At 42.8% G+C, this 19,485-nt stretch carries 19 protein-coding genes and 1 tRNA gene; 13 read left to right on the top strand and 7 right to left on the bottom strand.

Annotation, left to right across the window (positions count from 1 at the left end):
- Positions 1–7: 7 nt before the first annotated feature.
- From NBH14_RS17715 to NBH14_RS17730, 4 genes are all read right to left on the bottom strand, one after another.
- Positions 8–571, bottom strand: coding sequence for a manganese efflux pump MntP (locus NBH14_RS17715; protein WP_007652875.1), 564 nt, complete (start codon positions 569–571; stop codon positions 8–10).
- A gap of 110 nt (positions 572–681) precedes the next feature.
- A complete protein-coding gene (locus NBH14_RS17720; RefSeq protein ID WP_128134379.1) occupies positions 682–1,632 on the bottom strand; it encodes a glycosyltransferase family 2 protein in 951 nt (316 codons plus the stop codon).
- An 18-nt stretch (positions 1,633–1,650) separates the two neighbouring features.
- Entirely contained in the window at positions 1,651–2,181 is a 531-nt protein-coding gene (locus tag NBH14_RS17725; protein WP_007652877.1) for a DUF4199 domain-containing protein, read from the bottom strand.
- A gap of 111 nt (positions 2,182–2,292) precedes the next feature.
- A tRNA-Thr gene (locus NBH14_RS17730) sits at positions 2,293–2,366 on the bottom strand.
- Positions 2,367–2,924: 558 nt separating this feature from the next.
- On the opposite strand from NBH14_RS17730, the gene NBH14_RS17735 reads away from it, so the two are divergent.
- The 13 genes from NBH14_RS17735 (at position 2,925) to NBH14_RS17795 (ending at position 18,339) form a co-directional block, all read left to right on the top strand.
- On the top strand, positions 2,925–4,328 hold the full coding sequence (locus tag NBH14_RS17735) for an amidophosphoribosyltransferase (protein WP_128134377.1): 1,404 nt from the start codon (positions 2,925–2,927) through the stop codon (positions 4,326–4,328).
- A 158-nt stretch (positions 4,329–4,486) separates the two neighbouring features.
- Positions 4,487–5,707 (top strand): peptidase T, encoded by a 1,221-nt coding sequence (gene pepT, locus NBH14_RS17740; RefSeq protein WP_186960583.1) that lies wholly within the window; start codon positions 4,487–4,489, stop codon positions 5,705–5,707.
- 13 nt (positions 5,708–5,720) lie between these two features.
- On the top strand, positions 5,721–6,806 hold the full coding sequence (gene gcvT / locus NBH14_RS17745; RefSeq protein WP_186960582.1) for a glycine cleavage system aminomethyltransferase GcvT: 1,086 nt from the start codon (positions 5,721–5,723) through the stop codon (positions 6,804–6,806).
- Between the two features lie 299 nt (positions 6,807–7,105).
- On the top strand, positions 7,106–10,171 hold the full coding sequence (locus NBH14_RS17750; protein ID WP_250817690.1) for an ATP-binding protein: 3,066 nt from the start codon (positions 7,106–7,108) through the stop codon (positions 10,169–10,171).
- 42 nt (positions 10,172–10,213) lie between these two features.
- Positions 10,214–11,167, top strand: coding sequence for a bile acid:sodium symporter family protein (locus NBH14_RS17755; RefSeq protein ID WP_186960580.1), 954 nt, complete (start codon positions 10,214–10,216; stop codon positions 11,165–11,167).
- Positions 11,168–11,345: 178 nt separating this feature from the next.
- Entirely contained in the window at positions 11,346–12,539 is a 1,194-nt protein-coding gene (locus NBH14_RS17760; RefSeq protein ID WP_049129820.1) for a site-specific integrase, read from the top strand.
- Between the two features lie 111 nt (positions 12,540–12,650).
- Positions 12,651–13,574, top strand: a complete 924-nt coding sequence (locus tag NBH14_RS17765) for a hypothetical protein (protein WP_004315366.1) — start codon at positions 12,651–12,653, stop codon at positions 13,572–13,574.
- Positions 13,575–13,705: 131 nt separating this feature from the next.
- Complete coding sequence (locus NBH14_RS17770) at positions 13,706–13,993, top strand: helix-turn-helix domain-containing protein (protein ID WP_005802192.1); 288 nt, start codon at positions 13,706–13,708, stop codon at positions 13,991–13,993.
- 5 nt (positions 13,994–13,998) lie between these two features.
- Positions 13,999–15,072 (top strand): AAA family ATPase, encoded by a 1,074-nt coding sequence (locus NBH14_RS17775; protein WP_004315364.1) that lies wholly within the window; start codon positions 13,999–14,001, stop codon positions 15,070–15,072.
- Positions 15,073–15,234: 162 nt separating this feature from the next.
- Positions 15,235–16,200 carry a DUF8464 domain-containing protein gene (locus NBH14_RS17780; RefSeq protein ID WP_004315363.1) on the top strand — a complete coding sequence of 322 codons (966 nt, stop codon included), beginning with the start codon at positions 15,235–15,237 and terminating at the stop codon, positions 16,198–16,200.
- A gap of 145 nt (positions 16,201–16,345) precedes the next feature.
- Positions 16,346–16,729 carry a MobC family plasmid mobilization relaxosome protein gene (locus tag NBH14_RS17785; RefSeq protein ID WP_004315361.1) on the top strand — a complete coding sequence of 128 codons (384 nt, stop codon included), beginning with the start codon at positions 16,346–16,348 and terminating at the stop codon, positions 16,727–16,729.
- Positions 16,695–17,615, top strand: coding sequence for a relaxase/mobilization nuclease domain-containing protein (locus tag NBH14_RS17790; RefSeq protein WP_004315360.1), 921 nt, complete (start codon positions 16,695–16,697; stop codon positions 17,613–17,615). The genes NBH14_RS17785 and NBH14_RS17790 overlap by 35 nt, the downstream gene beginning before the upstream one ends.
- A gap of 4 nt (positions 17,616–17,619) precedes the next feature.
- Complete coding sequence (locus NBH14_RS17795; RefSeq protein WP_103877822.1) at positions 17,620–18,339, top strand: hypothetical protein; 720 nt, start codon at positions 17,620–17,622, stop codon at positions 18,337–18,339.
- Between the two features lie 52 nt (positions 18,340–18,391).
- Here NBH14_RS17795 and NBH14_RS17800 read toward each other — a convergent pair whose 3' ends face one another.
- The 3 genes from NBH14_RS17800 to NBH14_RS17810 form a co-directional block, all read right to left on the bottom strand.
- Complete coding sequence (locus NBH14_RS17800) at positions 18,392–18,724, bottom strand: helix-turn-helix domain-containing protein (RefSeq protein ID WP_008997282.1); 333 nt, start codon at positions 18,722–18,724, stop codon at positions 18,392–18,394.
- Between the two features lie 130 nt (positions 18,725–18,854).
- Complete coding sequence (locus tag NBH14_RS17805) at positions 18,855–19,274, bottom strand: RteC domain-containing protein (protein ID WP_008770715.1); 420 nt, start codon at positions 19,272–19,274, stop codon at positions 18,855–18,857.
- On the bottom strand, positions 19,228–19,467 hold the full coding sequence (locus tag NBH14_RS17810) for a hypothetical protein (RefSeq protein ID WP_004315356.1): 240 nt from the start codon (positions 19,465–19,467) through the stop codon (positions 19,228–19,230). The genes NBH14_RS17805 and NBH14_RS17810 overlap by 47 nt, the downstream gene beginning before the upstream one ends.
- Positions 19,468–19,485: the final 18 nt, after the last annotated feature.

Consider the following 19,485-nt stretch of genomic DNA (forward strand, 5'->3'; position numbering starts at 1 on the left):
TATTTTATTAGCAGAAGAACAGGTGTTCTATCAATATTTTTGCTCCGATACCGATCAGTATCAGTCCGCCGATCAGGTCGAGTTTCAAATCCACCTTACGTCCGAAACGACTTCCGAAATAAACGCCTGAAACAGACATAAGGAATGTGATGATTCCGATCAGGGAAGCCTGGATGATGATATCCGATTTCAGGATAGCCAGCGAGATACCGATAGCCAGTGCGTCGATGCTTGTTGCTATGGACAGCCCGAACAATGTTTTGTTGCAGAGCGGATTTGTTTTGCAGTCCTCATCTTCTTCCTGCGTACTGTCGTATATCATTTTACCTCCCAGGTAAAGCAACAGGACGAAAGCGATCCAGTGGTCGAAGGCTGTAATGTATTTCTGGAATCCGACACCGGCCAGATAGCCCAGAACTGTCATTGTGGCCTGTGTGATACCCATAAAAGAGCCGATCTTAACCATATTGCATACGGTGCAATTCCGGATTACTGCTCCGCCGGTTACGGACACGGCCAAACTATCCATCGATAATCCGATGGCTAGTAACACTATTTCTATAATTGACATAAATTAAAAAGTTTCCCTTTTGCTAACCTCTGTTTTCGCTTTCCTTATTCTTCGGAGCCTTAGCGAACAGATATGTGGTTTTCCGGGATGAGCGACCACCCCGGCTATACTCATATTTCTGATTCTATCTTATAGTTGTTTCTATTGGATGAATTCCTGGAAATCAACTCGCCGATAAATCCGGCTAAGAACATTTGCGTTCCGAGGATCATCGCAGTAAGCGATATATAGAAATATGGAGAGTTTGTTACCAACGGACGTAAATCGCCGGAGAACATGGAGATCAGTTTCATGCTTAATACGAATACCAATGCGATGAAACCGATAAAGAACATCACGCTTCCCCACAGACCGAAGAAATGCATCGGCTTTTTTCCGAATTTTGAAGTAAACCATAACGTGATCAAATCCAGATAACCGTTGACAAAACGGTTCAGCCCGAATTTGGTTGTTCCGTATTTGCGTGCCTGATGCTGTACGACTTTTTCACCGATCTTATGGAAACCGGCAATTTTTGCCAGGTACGGAATATACCGGTGCATATCGTTGTACACTTCGATATTTTTGATAACGACATTTTTGTAAGCCTTCAGGCCGCAATTGAAATCGTGCAGGTTGTCTATGCCGGAGAATTTGCGGGCCGTGGCATTGAATAGCTTTGTCGGAATCGTCTTGGATAACGGGTCGTACCGTTTCTTTTTCCATCCTGAAACGAGGTCGTATCCGTCTTCCGTGATCATGCGGAAGAGTTCCGGGATTTCGTCCGGACTGTCCTGGAGGTCGGCATCCATGGTGATGACGACATCTCCCTGGGCACGCTCGAAACCGCAATGCAGTCCGGGTGATTTACCGTAATTGCGGCGGAACTTGATGGCTCTGATACAAGGATTCTTTTGCTGTAAACCCTCGATCACTTCCCATGAATTGTCCGTACTGCCGTCGTTTACAAATATAATTTCGTAAGTAAAGTTATGTTCTTTCATCACCCGCTCTATCCATGCTTCCAGTTCCGGTAGAGACTCGGCTTCGTTGTACAACGGAATAACTACTGATATATCCATTATTTGTATTGTTTCTCCTTATTGTTCTTGTCTGATCGCACCGGTTTCATTGTTCCTGCACAGAATGGCTGCTACCGGTATCGAAAGTATAATACCATAAAATATATTATTGAAAACACCCTGAATAGCCATATGGATAGGGGTGAAATTGGTTTTTCCGATTGCTTCCATGACTTCGGTGCTTACCTGTGAGTCTTTCAGTACTTCAATCATCTGGTTCACGGAGTTTGCCAGAAAATCGGCCGGAGCGATAAACTGGAAGAACACGAAATGTTCGAGGGCGACGATCAATGCGGCAAAAAAGTAAAGCATTGTGCCGAAGCGCCAGGCATGAAAGAAACTGATCTTTCCGCCGATGTCCTGTTTGTATCGTTTTGTCAGATAATAGGCGATGAACGGTACTGTCAGTGTAAGCACTATATATATAATGTTTAGGGCAGGAACCGTATTGCTGAAAATAAAGAACAGGTACTTGATCACCCAGAAAATTCCCATGGCTAAACCATAAGTCATCGCGCTTTTTAATAGTAGACCTTTATTTTCTTCCATTTGTGCTGCTGTTTTAAAGTTTCTATCAGCAAAATTAATCCTTTTGTTATAATATGCAATGTATAACAATAAAAAAGAGGAAGTTTAACTGAATAAACTTCCTCATTTCTGAGCCTCTTGTCGGATTCGAACCAACGACCCCGAGATTACAAATCACGTGCTCTGGCCAACTGAGCTAAAGAGGCAGGTGGGTAAGCTTACTACATCGCGCCGCTACAACCAAGTACCCTTGCTGCGGTCAAGCCCTGGGGGATTCCGAGGGAGCATGCCGTGTAGGACTTACCCGGGTGCAAAAGTAGATATTATTTTTTACAATGCAAGCGTTTTTATGCATTACAGGTGATATTTGTTTCTAAGTGGCTGTAAACCTTTTCTTTTCAATATAGTTAAAAAATGTATAACCAAATTCTCTCTTCCGGGAATGTGACCTTTTATCATCGAGCCGTTGACTTTTTAATGATTTTCTATTTTGACAATTTGCTTCTCTTTTCTGTTTCCTGCTTAAAAATAGATACGTTAAAAAATATTACCCGGTTGGGTATTTTATTTTACCCGGTATATTAATCCGATTTACATGGTATACTACTATCATTTTGATAGTGCACTAACTGTTTTGATCGGGCGATTATCCGAACTTAAAACAATCATAGGATTTTTTTGACAGAATACTTTGCAGTATTGGCATAGTCTAAATATTCTTGTACATTTGTACCCTAATTCAAAAATCAAAAACACTAAGAACAATGGGTGGTTTTTTCGGAACTATTTCTAAATCGTCTTGTGCAACTGACTTATTTTACGGCACAGACTACAATTCTCACCTGGGAACCCGCAGAGGCGGTATGGCAACCCTACACGAAGGCGTCTTCAAACGCTCTATCCATAATCTGGAAAATTCTTATTTCCGTACTCGTTTTGAAAGTGAACTGGAGAAATTCCAGGGAAATTCAGGTATAGGTATCATCAGCGATACAGATCCTCAACCAATCTTTATTAACTCTCACTTAGGTAAATATGCTGTTGTGACCGTAGCAAAGGTGAACAATCTGGAGGAACTTCAGGTTGAACTGCTGGATAAAGGGTGTCACTTTTCTGAAATGAGTTCCGGTCAGATCAATCAGACTGAATTGATTTCATTACTGATCTCTCAGGGAAAAACTTTTGTTGAAGGTGTGGAAATTGTTTTTGAAAAGATAAAAGGTTCCTGCTCGATGCTTATTCTGACAGAGGAGGGCATTATTGCCGCTCGCGACAAATGGGGACGTACTCCGGTGTTGATCGGTAAGAAAGATGGTGCCTATGCAGCATCAAGCGAACCTTGTAGCTTCCCGAATCTGGGATATGAAATAGATTATAATGTAGGACCCGGCGAAGTGGTTATGCTTACGGCAGACAAGATGACACAGTTGCGTAAGCCGAATAAGAAAATGCAGGTTTGTTCTTTCTTATGGGTGTACTATGGTTATCCGGTCTCTGAATATGAAGGGGTGAATGTGGATGCATCCCGCTATGCAAGTGGTATGGCTATGGCGAAGAAGGATGAGGTGGACGCTGATTTTGTATCGGGTATCCCTGACTCGGGTATTGGTATGGCGTTGGGATATGCTGAGGGCAAAGGGATTCCTTACCGTCGTGCTATCGTTAAATATACACCGACATGGCCCCGTAGCTTTACCCCGGCCAATCAGTCTGTGCGTGACCTGGTTGCTAAAATGAAACTGATCCCGAACCGTGCCCTTCTGAAAGGGAAACGGGTGATTTTCTGTGACGACTCGATTGTTCGCGGAACGCAGCTTCGCGATAATGTAAATATATTATATGGATATGGAGCGAAAGAGGTGCATATGAGAATCGGATGTCCTCCCATCCTGCATGCTTGTCCGTTTGTCGGTTTCTCTGCTTCCAAGTCCCACCTGGAACTGATTGCCCGCCGGATTGTCAAGGAACTGGAAGGGGATGATGCGAAAGATCTGGATAAATATGCTACAACAGGTACCGAGCAATATAATATGTTGGTGGAACGTATTCGTGAACAGCTGAATATCACTACACTTAAATTCAATACAGTAGAAGACCTGATCGCTTCGATCGGCCTGCCGAAGGAATGTGTTTGTACACATTGCTATAATGGCAATGGCTGTTTTTAAGAGGGGAGCCAGGTACAACCGGTCAATAATCGGATAGTTCAATTTTGATAAAAAGAGAAATAATTACAAAACAATCGTTGGGTAATTATTTCTCTTTATTATTTTGTTATTCGTCGCTCTTTACCTACTTTTATGCTTTAAATATAAAAGTATACCTTATGACAGTATTAGATAGATTTTTAAAGTATGTAACGTTTGAAACACAATCGAGTGAAGAGACCGGGACGACACCAAGTACTCCGGGACAGCGGGTGTTTGCAGAAGAATTGGTAAAGGAACTGGAAGAAATTGGTCTGGAAGACATCACGCTGGATGAAAACAGCTATCTGATGGCAACACTTCCGGCAAATACCGGAAAGAAGATTCCGGCTATCGGCTTTATCGCCCATCTGGATACCAGTCCGGATATGTCGGGAAAAGATGTGACTCCACGGATTGTAAATTATAAAGGCGGAGATATCGTCTTGTGCGCCGAAGAGAATGTAGTTCTTTCTCCCCAGATGTTTCCGGAACTGAATGACTATAAAGACCAGGATATTATCGTAACCAACGGCAAGACCTTGCTGGGAGCCGACGATAAAGGCGGTGTGGCAGCCATCATGGCTGCTATGAAATATCTGAAGGATCACCCGGAAATCGAACATGGCAAGATACGTATCGGTTTTACTCCGGACGAGGAGATCGGGGAAGGGGCCAACCATTTTGACGTGGAGAAATTCGGTTGTGAATGGGCTTATACGATCGACGGCGGACAGATCGGCGAACTGGAATATGAAAACTTCAATGCGGCAGTAGCCAAAATAACTTTTAAAGGCCTGAACGTTCATCCGGGTTATGCGAAGAACAAGATGCTGAATGCTTCGTTGCTGGCTATCGAGTTCGCTTCGTGGCTGCCGGCTTCACAACGTCCGGAACATACGCAGGGGTACGAAGGTTTCTATCATCTGACCAATATGTCGGGTACGGTAGAGGAAGCCTCTTTGTCCTATATCATCCGCGACCATGTGCGCACTTTGTTCGAAGAAAAGAAAGCACAGTTGAAGATGTGGGTAAAACGTATGAACGAAATCCATCCGGGCAGTACGACGCTGGAACTTCGTGACCAATATTATAATATGCGTGAAGTGGTTGAACCGAAAAAGTATATCGTAGACCTGGCCTTTGAAGCCATGGAAGCTGCCGGTGTTAAACCGCTGGTTAAACCGATTCGCGGCGGAACGGACGGCGCCCGTTTGTCATTTATGGGATTGCCCTGCCCGAATATATTTGCCGGCGGGTTGAACTTCCACGGACGTTATGAGTTCCTTCCGGTCCACTCATTGGAAAAGAGTATGCAAACAATTATAAAAATAACCGAGCTTCTGGCTCAAAAATCTTAAACGTAATAATAACATGAAAACGACTCCGTTTACCGATGTACATATCGCATTGGGAGCAAAAATGCATGAATTTGCAGGTTATAATATGCCGATCGAATATACCGGCATAATCGATGAACACATGACCGTTGTGAATGGTGTAGGTGTATTCGATGTATCTCACATGGGAGAGTTTTGGGTAAAAGGCCCGAATGCGCTGGCTTTTATCCAGGGTATCACTTCCAATGATGCATCTGTTTTGCCTTTGGGTAAGGCGCAATATACTTGCTTCCCGAATGATAAAGGTGGTATTGTGGATGACCTGCTGGTTTATCACTATGAACCGGAAAAATATCTGTTGGTAGTAAATGCAGGAAATATTGCAAAAGACTGGGATTGGTGTGTCAGCCACAACACAGTGGGAGCAGAGCTTGAAAACTCTTCCGACCGTACTGCCCAGCTGGCTATCCAGGGACCGAAAGCAACTGAAGTGCTGCAACGCCTGACTCCGGTCGATCTTTCGTCTATTCCTTATTATTCTTTTGTGACCGGAGAGTTTGCCGGTTGTAAGAATGTAATCATTTCCAATACGGGTTATACCGGTGCGGGTGGTTTTGAATTGTATTTCTATCTGGATGATGCGATGACTATCTGGAATGCAATCTTTGAAGCCGGCAAGCCGGAAGGCATCAAACCGGTTGGTTTAGGTGCCCGCGATACACTTCGCCTGGAAATGGGATTCTGCCTGTATGGCAATGATCTGGATGATACGACTTCTCCGATCGAAGCCGGATTGGGTTGGATCACTAAGTTCGCGGACGGGAAAGAATTTACAAACCGTGCAGAACTGGAACGCCAGAAGAAAGAAGGCGTTACCCGTAAGTTGTGTGCGTTTGAATTGATAGACAAAGGTATTCCCCGTCATGGTTATGAAATTGTGGATGCAGAGGATCAGGTTATCGGGGTTGTAACATCCGGAACGATGTCGCCGGTGTTGAAGAAAGGTATCGGTATGGGATATGTGAAGCCCGAATATGCAAAAGCCGGGTCAGAATTCTTTGTGAAAGTACGTAACCGTAATCTGAAAGCACAGGTGGTAAAAGCGCCATTTAGAAAATAAGATTTCCTATCATAAGGATTAATAAAAGAGAGCTTCGTTCGTAATAGGATGAGGCTCTTTTTTATGTTGAATAGTATAAAATCAGAGACCTTGATATTTATGGATTGTGCAAATAGAGATATTCGAAGGACATAATTCTTAAAAAAATACACTTGGTATATTATTTTTCTTACCTTTGAGGAAATTTTGAGAAATACCTGTTGATTCTCAATGTGTTTTTGAAGTAGGGGCTAAATAATACAAGCATGAAATACAGATATTACCCGAAAAATTATTTCTTGATAATAATTTTTCTAATAATGACATCTTTTCATTCTATCACATCCCAGAATGAAAAGGAAAACGAGTATGTACTCATTATTAATTCTTACACTGAGTCTACTCCCTGGAGCCGTCTTTTTACAGCGCCGGTATATGAACAAATGGCTACTGATAATGAAAAGTGGACAGCCTATACCGAAAACATGGATGTAATGTTGATGAAGACGGAGGCTGATGTCGAAAATTTTATAACTTATTTATCTCAGAAATATACAGAAGCTCCTCCATCTCTGGTTATTTTATTAGGTAATAGTTCTTATGTGTTACTGCGGGATGAGTTAAAGCATCGCTGGGGCAATGATATTCCGTTCCTGGTTTGTGTAGAGAAAGATTTTATAGCTCCCCGCGAATATTATTTGTCTAAAGAAGCTTGTCCGGAAGATTTGCAGGTTAAATTTTCGGAGATGGTAAAGACATTCCATAATCTGACCATTCTGCATGTTCCTGGATATATTTCTGAAACCATTGCGCTGATGAAGAAACTGAAGCCCGATATGAACCGGCTCATATTCCTGGCCGATAAACGTTATGTCAGTGCGCAGAATAAGAGTTTCGTCCAACAGGTCATGGAAAGTGATTTCCCGGATGTCAAACTGGAACTGATTACTGCCGGAGAAACCAGTACGGATAAACTTATAACGATATTGGGAAATGCGGATAAGCAGACGTGTGTTTTATATTATTCATGGATTCTTTTGAACCAGCAGGGAAATCGTACGATTATCAGCTCCGATACTTACCGGATGCTTAGTTCTTACACGGATGTTCCGATCTTTACCTTGAATGACATGGATATTGTAGAAAATGGAATGGTTGGAGGTTTTTTCTATCCGGCAGCTAATATCTCCGGCATGTTGGTTACGGCAGTCACTAATATACTGAAAGGGGAAAGAATGCATGCCATTATTACTCCCGGGCGGCCATGCCCTGTGTTGAATTATCCCATTCTGGAACAAAAGCATATTCCGGATTCTGATTTATCTTCCGGTACCCTTCTTTATATGAAGCCTCCGACATTCTGGGAGCAATATCATACTCATGTTTTTGCAGGCAGTGGGGGCCTTTTTGTCTTTATTGCGTTTCTATGTTTCCGGATTAAATCCTTGAACAGGCAACGGACATTCCAGGCAAAAGAAATCGCTTTTATGAAAAATTATAGCCGGTTGATTAACAGTATGCCTATTTCTTATATGAAACAGCGTATATTATATAAAGAGGGTAAAGCTGCCGATTATATGATTATCGAAGTTAATCCTGAATTTGAACATCTATTCGATAAGAAAGAAGTTTTCATCAACAAGAAAGGCTCGGAATTGTCTCATTCCCGTCTGACACAGTATATGCAGACCTGCTCTTTTGTTTTAATGCAGAACAAGAAGATTAGTGTTCAATATTACCATGAACCGTCCGACCGTTATTTGAATGTCCTGATAATTTCATCCTGCACGTCGGATTGTATCGATATCTTTATGTCAGACGTAACGGAGGTGGTTAAGACACAGCAGGTATTGCGCACTGTAAATAAAAAGTTATCCATGTCCCTGAATGTGGCAAATGTTATTCCCTGGAAATGGGATTTGGTCCGGCAGACTATCCTTTGCGATGTGAATACGGCAGTGAGTGCGAGTTTCTCCGGGTTGTTCGATGAAAATCAGCTGACAGTTCCGGCTGACCAATATTTTGCGAAGATATACAAGGAGGACCGGGGAAAAGTGGAAAAGGCCTATGAAGCACTTATACAGGGACACGTCGATAAAGTAAAAGAAGAATATCGCATTTATCATCCGGAAAAGGGAGTGCATGAACTGGAATGGGTTGAGACTTATGCCACAATAGAAAAAAGAGATGACGATGGAAAGCCGATAGCTCTGATAGGTTCCCTGATGACTATTACCGATCGTAAGAAAGCAGAATCAGAATTGATGGAAGCCAAGAATAAAGCGGAAGAATCCAACAGGCTGAAATCTGCATTCTTAGCCAATATGAGTCATGAAATACGTACTCCGTTGAATGCAATTGTCGGCTTTTCCAATATCCTTGCTATGGCGGATGATGTGGACGAGAAGGAAGAATATGTTCAGATTATTGAAAACAATAATACCTTGTTGTTGCAACTTATTAATGATATTCTGGATTTATCGAAGATAGAGGCCGGTACGTTGGATTTTGTTTATTCGGATGCCAACATAAATGCCATACTTCGCGAATTGGAAATGTCGATGCAGAGCCGTATAACGAATAATGTAAAATTGATTTTCGAACAAAAACAAGGGGACTGTTTCGTTTCTATAGTGAAGAACCGGTTTATGCAAGTTATTATAAACCTAATAACTAACGCCATCAAGTTTACGGAAGAAGGTAGCATCCGTTTCGGATACTTCATTCAAAGTAACAATATGTTGAGCATTTATGTGGCTGATACGGGATGTGGTATCCCGCCGGAGAAACAAAAAAGCATATTCGAACGTTTTGTCAAATTGAATGCTTTTGCCCAGGGAACAGGGCTGGGACTTTCTATTTGTCGGATGATTGTTGAACATTTGGGGGGTGAAATGTGGCTTGAATCGGAGGAAGGAAAGGGAACAACGTTTTGGTTTACTTTTCCTTATGAACCTGCCGTTATGCAAGAACGGGAAGAAGGTAACTTCGAGAAGAAACGGATAGAAAAAGAAAACCTGAAGGTACTTATAGCCGAAGACAATGCCGGGAATTTCAAACTGTTCGAATCTATCCTGAAACAGGATTATACGATTGTTCATGCCTGGAACGGTAAAGAGGCCATTGAACTGTTCAGAAAACATCGGCCTCATATTATTCTTATGGACATCAATATGCCGGAAATGAACGGGTACGAAGCCACTGAAGAAATTCGTAAAATCTCTCCTGAAGTTCCAATTATTGCCGTGACGGCTTATGCTTTTGCTTCAGATGAAGACCGGATCATGAACAGTGGTTTCGATGCTTATGCTTCCAAGCCATTAAATGCACAGGTGTTAAAACGTCAGATGGGGGATTTGTTGAAAAAAAGAGTACTTCTGATATGATATAATGTATATCTTTGCACCGAAAATATAAAGATAGGTCTCATGTTGAACTTTCTGAAGAACTGGACATTGCCTGTTGCAATGCTGACCGGTGTATTAGGTTATTTGATGTTTGCCAACTTCACCTTTCTGGAGCCGACAAAACCGTTTATGAATACGCTTGTTGCGTATCTTACTCCTTTCTTGATTTTTGGTCAGTTATTACTTACTTTTTGTAAAGTGGATTGGCGGGAGTTGATGCCGTCTCCGTGGCACGGATGGTTGTTGCTGTTTCAGATTGTTTCTTCATGTGCCCTGGCTGCCCTGTTGATTTTTGTTCCTATGGGAGGTTCCTACCGGGAGGTTTTTGAGGCAGCGATGGTTTGCCTGATCTGTCCGACGGCGACAGCGGCGGCAGTTATTACGGGTAAGTTGGGCGGGAGTGCCTCCAGTCTGACTACTTATACCCTGTTATCGAATATTCTGGCGGCGGTAGCTGTGCCATTGATCTTTCCTTTGGTCGAGCCTCATACGGACGTTACTTTCTTCACCGCTTTTCTGAAGATTTTGAGTAAAGTGTTTCCGTTGTTGCTTTTCCCGTTTTTTCTGGCATTGTTTTTCCGGTATTGCCTTCCGAAGATACATCATTTTTTGTTAGGTTTCCATGACCTGGCTTTTTATATGTGGGGGATGGCGCTGGCCATCGTAACGGCTCAGACCCTGAAATCGCTTGCCCACAGTACGATTCCGGTAGAGGTCGAGATATTGATCGCATTGGCTGGTTTTATTACTTGCGCTCTGCAATTCTTTCTCGGAAAACGGATCGGAACTATTTATAAAGACCGTATCAGTGCCGGTCAGGCTCTGGGACAAAAGAACACGGTGCTCGCCATCTGGATGTCTTATACTTATCTCGACCCGGTTTCTTCGGTCGGTCCGGGTTCTTATGTGTTGTGGCAGAACATCATCAACAGCTGTCAGTTGTGGAAAAAGAGAAAAAATGAGATAAAATATTGAACATAAGATATTGATATTTAGTATTTTATATTTGTTGAATGTAATTTCCTTTATTTTCCTTATTTTCTTGTTTAGTCTAATAAATGCCTTTATTTTGTTACTATTTTGTTACCTGTATTCATTGAAGTAACAAAACAAATCGCTATATTTGTATCGGTAACAAAATAAGAACATAATTATGGCGAAGAAAAAACAAGAAGTTAAATTGAAAGAACCTGTAAGGATTAGATTCAAGCAGCTTGCCAATGGCAACCAGTCTATTTATTTGGACTACTATACAGGTGATGTTATTAGAAAAGAAAATTATGTTGGCGGTAAACGGCAATATGAATTTTTGAAATTATACCTTATACCCGAAAAGACAAGAGAGGATAAGGCAAAGAACGAAGCTACGTTGGCTCTTGCAAAAGCTATTCAAAGCAAGCGGATAGTAGAGTTGCAAAATGATGCACACGGCTTTCAGAACACCAACAAGTCAAAAGCGAATGTGATTGATTATTTAATGAACATGAGAAGCCAATCTAAAGAACGTGGCAGCTTGAACTATGAAAAGACCGTTGGTAATACCATTCGTGAACTAAAATTGTTCAGAGGGGATTATATCGCTTTTCGTGATATAGATAAGGACTTCTTGAATAGCTTTGTGGATTTCTTGAAACAAGCGAAGAAAGCAAGCAAGTTTGGTTTGTTAAAGGCTGGGGGTGTATTAAGTAATAATTCCGTTATTGCTTACTATGGGGTGCTGCGTACCGCTATAAATAGAGCCTATAAAGAGGGGATTATTACGGTCAATCCAACGAAAGAGTTTGATTTTGCCAGTAAGGTAAAAGCGGAAGTCAGCCGCAGGGAGTATTTGACAATAGAGGAATTGAAGCGGCTTATCGGGACAGAGTGCAAGTATGGGATAATGAAACAAGCCTTTCTTTTCAGTTGTTTGTGTGGGCTGCGTGTAAGCGATATAAGAAAATTGAAGTGGAACGATTTGCAGAAAAGCGGTGAAAGAATAAGAATTGAAATAAAGATGCAGAAAACAAAAGAACCGCTTTATCTGCCTATATCCGATGAAGCGTTAAAGTGGTTGCCGCAACAAAATGAAGCAAAAGGCGATGATTTGATTTTTCCTTTGACGCATGAGGGAACTATAAATAAAATACTTCAAAAATGGGCGAAAGACGCAGGGATTATTAAGCATATCTCGTTTCATGTTGCCCGGCATACCCATGCTACCATGATGCTTACATTGGGGGCTGACTTGTACACAGTTAGCAAATTGTTAGGACATAAAAATATTGCCACAACTCAAATTTATGCGAAGATTGTCGATAAGAAAAAAGAAGAAGCTATAAGTTTGATACCGAATTTGACGGACTGATTTAAAAAGAAAGTATGGTTATATCACAGTTACCGTACTTTCTTTCTTTTTTTGTCTTTGTTTAGCCGGAAAAATATATCTTTGTTTCTACTAACTGAAACATAGATTATTATGACAGAAGAAGAACTGAAAATAAAATTCGACCATATACAAGGTATATTCAATCGCTGTATCAATCATGCCAGCCAAGTTATGATAGATAATATTGCCTCTAAGTCCTTATATTTCGACGAAGAACAGGCAGATAAACTGGAACAGCAAGAATATGTTCGTACCGCTGATGAGTTGGTGCAGTTATATATTCGTTATTCTGTGTTGAATGATATTCAATATTTTTATTCTGTATCTGATTTCTTTTGGGAAAGCGGTTTTTATGAATCCTTGAAATCCGATGAGAAAAGAAAATACATGTCGTTTAATCCTCTTTCATTTGATTATTCCCGGTATGAGCAAGATAATACGGTTTATGATGAAGAACTGCCTTATTTTTCCGTAATAGTTAAAACTGTTGTATTGGAAAAATATTCTGCGTACTTGCGAAAAAAGAAAGAAAGTAAGGTGCAAGCGGAAATGCAGCCACAACAGAAAGAGCCGCAACCAATTCAAGATAAATGCCAAGAGCCTAAAATTATCTCCCATATTGCTGAAACAGAAAATCCGTTTAAGTCTATTTTAAACGACAGACAAATAGCATTGTTGGTGGATTGTATCAATGAAGTGGAAATTTTCAATGCTCCTATGACTTTTGAAGATTTGAAAGCAATACTTTCCTGTAAGCCAAAAGTTATATTTAGGTCTAATAACAACAGGCAGGTAGCTTTTCTTTTTTCGGAATTAAGCAATCGTGGTTTGATAACACCTAACTGGCAATCTGTTATAGCAAAGAATAAGTTGTTTGTTACGAAGAATATAAAGAAAGATAAATATCTGAATCAAGGTGATTTAGCCACAGCCGCCAATTATGTAAAAGGGGTGGAACATGAAAAAGATTATGTAACCATCAGCAATTATATCAAACAACTGAAAAAACTTTAAGAATAGGTTAATACCTCAAACATAGCTTAATCCACTATCAAGCTATTCCTCAATACTTTTGCCCCCGTAATCGATTACAAGAAACTGGAGGGCATGCACTCCATATTGTCTAACGCAAATACTTTTGTTATATGGAAACAAGTATTGAGAAGCGAGTTGCAGAACTCGAAAATTTAGTGTTCCTTTCAAAGAATGTGCTTAGTTTTGATGAAGCGAGCAAGTTCTTGAACCTTTCAAAAAGTTACCTGTACAAGCTGACTTCGGGTAACTTGATACCCCATTACAAGCCGCAGGGCAAAATGCTTTATTTTGAGAAAGCGGAATTAGAAGCGTGGTTGCGTCAGAACCCGGTGAAGACGCAGGCGCAGATAGAGCAGGAAGCGCAGAAATATATCCTTAACCGTCCCTTAAAGAAATAGCGGCTATGGAAAATAGAAAAGCGACAGAAGCCGGGCAGGATGTCACCATGCAGAAAGAGGATTTTGCAGCCCTTTGGAAAACCATCCATCTAAAGGTGACGGACACTTACGAAGTGCCGCCCGAAATACTCTGGGTGAACGGCTCTACCATTGGCACGCTGGGTAATTTCAGCGCATCCACAGGAAAAGCCAAGAGCAAAAAGACATTCAACATTTCCGCCATCGTTGCGGCGGCGTTGAAGAATGACGAGGTACTGAAGTATTCGGCATATCTGCCACCGAACAAGCGGAAAATCCTCTATGTAGATACCGAGCAGAGCAAATACCATTGCCATAAGGTCATGGAGCGTATTTTGCGACTTGCCGGACTGCCTACCGACAAGGACAGGGACGATTTTGTTTTCATCGTGCTAAGGGAGCAGACCCCCGACAAGCGGAAACAGATTATCGGCTATATGCTTGAAAATATGCCCGATGTGGGGTTGCTCATCATTGACGGAATCCGTGACTTGATGTATGACATCAACAGCCCCAGCGAATCAACCGACCTAATCAACCTCTTGATGCGCTGGTCAAGCGGATATAACCTGCATATCCACACTGTTCTGCATTTGAATAAGGGGGATGACAACACAAGGGGGCATATCGGTACGGAACTGAACAACAAGGCTGAAACCGTCCTGCAAATCACGAAAAGCCAGCAGGACGGCAACATAAGCGAGGTAAAGGCGATGCACATACGTGACCGGGAATTTGACCCGTTCGCATTCCGTATCAATGACAACGCTTTACCCGAAATCGTGGATGATTATGTATTCCAACAACCTAAGCAGGACAGGAACTTTTCGCTTACGGAACTGACTGAACAGCAACACCGGGAAGCGTTGGAGAACGGTTTCGGCAAGCAGGTGGTACAAGGCTATTCCAATGTCATAGCGGCATTGAAACAGGGTTATGCGAGTATCGGTTACGAGCGTGGACGCAATGTTCTTGTGTCGCTTAACAAGTTTCTTGTGAACAAGCGCATGATTGTGAAAGAGGGCAAGGGCTACCGCTATAATCCCGATTTCCATTATTAAAAGTCAGTTTGGTTTAGTCCGGGTGTATATACAAGAGGAACGGACTTACTATTTCCCAGTATCGGAACAGGCAGGTTTAGTATGGTACGGGTGTATATATAACGGACTAAACAGGACTGGTGCACTTTTCAACTATTTTTTAATCCCCAAAAAGAAAATGTTATGAACATCGAAGATGTGAAACAAATACCCATCGCAGACTATCTGCACAGTTTAGGTTACTCTCCTGTCAAGCAGCAGGGTAACGGTTTATGGTACAAATCACCGTTAAGGGAGGAACACGAACCGTCTTTCAAGGTGAACACTGACCGCAACCTTTGGTATGACTTTGGCGCAGGCAAGGGCGGCAACATCATCGCACTGGCAAAGGAACTCTATTGTTCAGACAGCTTGCCATACCTTTTAAACCGGATAGCGGAACAGACACCGCACGTCCGTCCGGTCAGTTTTTCTTTTCCCCAGCGTAGGACAGAACCGAGCTTCCAGCATTTGGAAGTCCGTGACCTTATCCATCCGGCATTGCTCCGTTATTTGCAGGGACGGGGTATCAATGTCGAACTGGCAAAAAGAGAATGTAAGGAACTCCATTTTACCAATAACGGCAGACCGTTCTTTGCTATCGGTTTCCCGAACATGGCAGGAGGTTACGAGGTTCGCAATTCCTTTTTCAAAGGCTGCATTGCCCCGAAAGACATCACCCATATACGGCAGCAGGGAGAGCCGAGAGAGAAGTGTTTGGTATTCGAGGGGTTTATGGACTATCTTTCTTTCCTCACGCTCCGGATGAAGAACTGCCCGACCATGCCCGACCTTGACAGACAGGACTATGTCATTCTTAATTCGACTGTCAACGTGCCGAAAGCCATTGACGTGCTGTACCCGTATGAACGCATCCACTGTATGCTTGACAATGACAAGGCTGGATATGAAGCGACACGGGCTATCGAATTGGAATACTCCTACCGTGTGCGTGACTTCTCGCACAATTATAGGGGATATTCGGACTTGAACGATTATCTGTGCGGCAGGAAGCAGGAACAGAAAAACGAAGCCAGCCAAGTGCAGGAAACGAAGCAGGAAACCGGACAACGTGCCGCCTCAAGACAAAAGAGAGGCAGGGGCATTTAATCCGGCAGGACTATCAACGGCTGGCGGTTTATTTGGAGAGCAAGGTTATGTTTCGGTAAACCGAAACTACCTTGCTTTGCTCACCGCAAAGAAAATTTCTCCCGTTGGTCGCAATTTTTAAGACACCATTCAAACGTAAAAAACCATGACGAGTATAAAGGACAAGCCGGGGGGACGTCCGGCAAAGAAACGGATAGAGAAGCAGCAACGGGTTGTCAGTACGAAACTGACCGAGTTGCAGTATTACGCCATCAGGAAGCGAGCCGGGGAAGCCGGGTTGCGTGTCAGTGAGTATGTAAGGCAGGCGGTTGTTTCGGCAGAGGTCATACCCCGGCTGAACAGGCAGGATGCGGACACCATCCGCAAACTGGCAGGGGAAGCCAACAACATCAACCAGTTGGCGCACCGGGCGAATGCCGGAGGTTTCGCACTGGTGGCGGTGGAACTGGTGAAGCTCAAAAACAGGATTATTGGAATCATAAACCATTTGTCGGATGATTGGAAAAATAAAAAAGGGAAGCGGTTTTAAGGGCTGTGTGAACTATGTGCTTGGCAAGGAGCAGGCGGTTTTGCTTCATGCGGACGGGGTTCTGACTGAAAGCCGGGGTGATATAATCCGCAGCTTCTGTATGCAGACCGGGATGAATCCCGATTTGAAGAAGCCTGTCGGACATATTGCGTTAAGTTATTCGACAGTGGATGCGCCCAAATTGACAGACGGGAAGATGGTACAACTTGCGCAGGAGTATATGCGTGAAATGAAAATCACCGATACGCAGTATATCATCGTGCGTCATCAAGACCGGGAACATCCGCACGTGCATATCGTGTTCAACCGCATAGACAATAACGGCAAGACCATTTCGGACAGGAACGATATGTACCGTAACGAACAGGTATGCAAGAAGCTGAAAGCCAAACACGGGCTTTATTTCGCTGGTGGAAAAGAACAGGTAAAGCAGCACCGACTGAAAGAGCCGGACAAGTCGAAATACGAGATTTACACGGCTGTGAAGAACGAAATCGGCAAATCCCGTAACTGGCAGCAGTTACAGGAGCGGTTAGCAGAAAAGGGTATTACCGTCCGGTTCAAACGAAAGGGACAGACCGACGAGATACAGGGCATATCCTTTTCCAAAGGTGAATACACGTTCAAGGGTTCGGAGATAGACCGGAGTTTCAGTTTTTCCAAACTGGACAAATGTTTCGGGTATGCAGGAATGAATGTTGCCGGAAGCCAACGGCAAACAACTTTCGCGCCCGTTCGGGAGCAAGCACTTGCACCGGGCAAGGCTGACAGTCCGTTGATAACTGGTTCGCTCGGTCTGTTTTCCGCTTCTTCTCCCCCAGTGGATGAAGAACCTAATTTTAATTTGAGAAAGAAGAAGAAAAAGAAAAAACAACTTAAACTGTAAAGACATGGAAGATAATTTGATTTTAGAGGGGCTTCTCTCTATGGTTACGGAACTGAAAGAGAAGCAGGAAGCACAGGCAACGCCAGCCAGTCGGGAGGAAACTCTCGAACGGCTGGGAGCAATCGAACAAGCGTTGTCGGAACTGCACAGTAATTCGGCTGTTCCCGAAGAAAAGTTGCGGGTTATTCAAAGCCAACTTGACGACATAAGGAGCAGGATGCAAGGTCAGCAGAAGAACATAGAGGACACCAAGAAAATAACATTGGAAACTTACCGTTGTTTCAAGGTAATGATTGATACTTTGGGCTCTTGCAAGACGGATAAAGAGGAAGCTACGCCCTTACCGTTCTATCAACGGATTTACAACAAGGTCACTTCTTGGATTCGTCCGGGATTGTTTGTTTTTTCGGCAGTGCTGGTCGTCTGTTCCGTTTCCATATTCTTGAATGTCCGTTTGGCTGAACGTATGCAGCAGTTGCAGGACAACGATATGAAATACCGCTATTTGCTGATGCAAGGACAGGCAGACGGGGAAACTTTTGATATGCTGGAAAACAAGTTCAAGTGGCAACGGGATAACGGTTTTATCCGAAGTTTGACCGATTCAGTGATGGATTTTGAATATCGCATCCAAAAGCAGGCAGAAGCACTGGAACGTGCAAGGCTGTTGAATGAGCAAGCCGAACAGCTAAAGAAAGAAGCCGATAAGTTGGGTAAGCCATAAGCAGGGAAAGTCGGAACAGATGAAGTACATTCACCGTTCCGGCTTTTCAGATTCACTTCTTTTTCTTCGTACAGTGTTCTTTCTCGAACTGGCGTAGCGTGGTGACGCTGAACCGTTCTTTAATAAACTCCCGGACATCGGAAGCCTTGTAATACACTTTTCCGCTGATAGTGAAGTAAGGCAGCGCACCGATAGCCCGGTAGCGTTGCAGAGTTTTGATACTTACTTTGAATAATAAACACAAGTCTTGATTATCCAATAGGTTGTCATCTTCGGGTAGTACCTTGTCCGCATTGCGTAGTACCCGTACATCCTTGCAGAGTTCTTCCAGCTTGGCGTACAGCTTCTGCATCCATACGCTGAAATCGTCATTGTCTATATACATGATTGCTTCATTTTTCTGATTATACATTCTTGTCTGTCAATCAATTGATGAAGCAAAGTTCAGAAAATAGGCGCAAAGAAATTACGGGGGAACTAATGGAATCCCCTATAAATAAATCATAAGTCACTGATTATCTATATCCTTTCTTGTCATGTTCCTTTTTGATAAGTTCTACCAATCCATTAAGAAACCCGGTCAGTTTGCCCGGCTTTCGTTTTATCACGTCCTCATGTTTTTGGTAACAGTCGCCTATCTTGATGTTGAACAGCCATTCAAAGGCTTTCGCCAAGTCCACCAAGTAGGCGGGCTTGCCGTTCTGATACACGATGTTTTTGGAGAGGAACAGACCGCTTACCATTTCCATGATGTTGATAAGGGTTGTCTTGTCTGCGAGATAGAGAGGGGAAAGGGGCTGTTTGTTGATACGTTGCTGTAGCTGTTCCGGGTATTTGATGCGCCACTCGATAAGGCGTATTTCAGTGTTCAAAAGTCCTATCGCTTCATCAATTAGATGCAGATGGGGCATTTTTTTCTTGCTCAAACCGTACACGATACGATTTAAGACGGTGCAAACCAAAGGAAAAATAACGTAGTAAAACGTTGTAATCCTGCTCATTGATACTAAAATTGGCTACATGGGTCGCCAATTCTTCGATAGCTTCTGCAAATTCAGATGCAGACACTTTACGTTGTGAGCATTCCGACAATAAGCGGAAAAATCTTTGGTCGAATATTTTTTTCATTGAGTCGATTAAAAATAC

The organism is Parabacteroides caecihominis (assembly GCF_023656785.1).
Lineage (GTDB): Bacteria > Bacteroidota > Bacteroidia > Bacteroidales > Tannerellaceae > Parabacteroides > Parabacteroides segnis.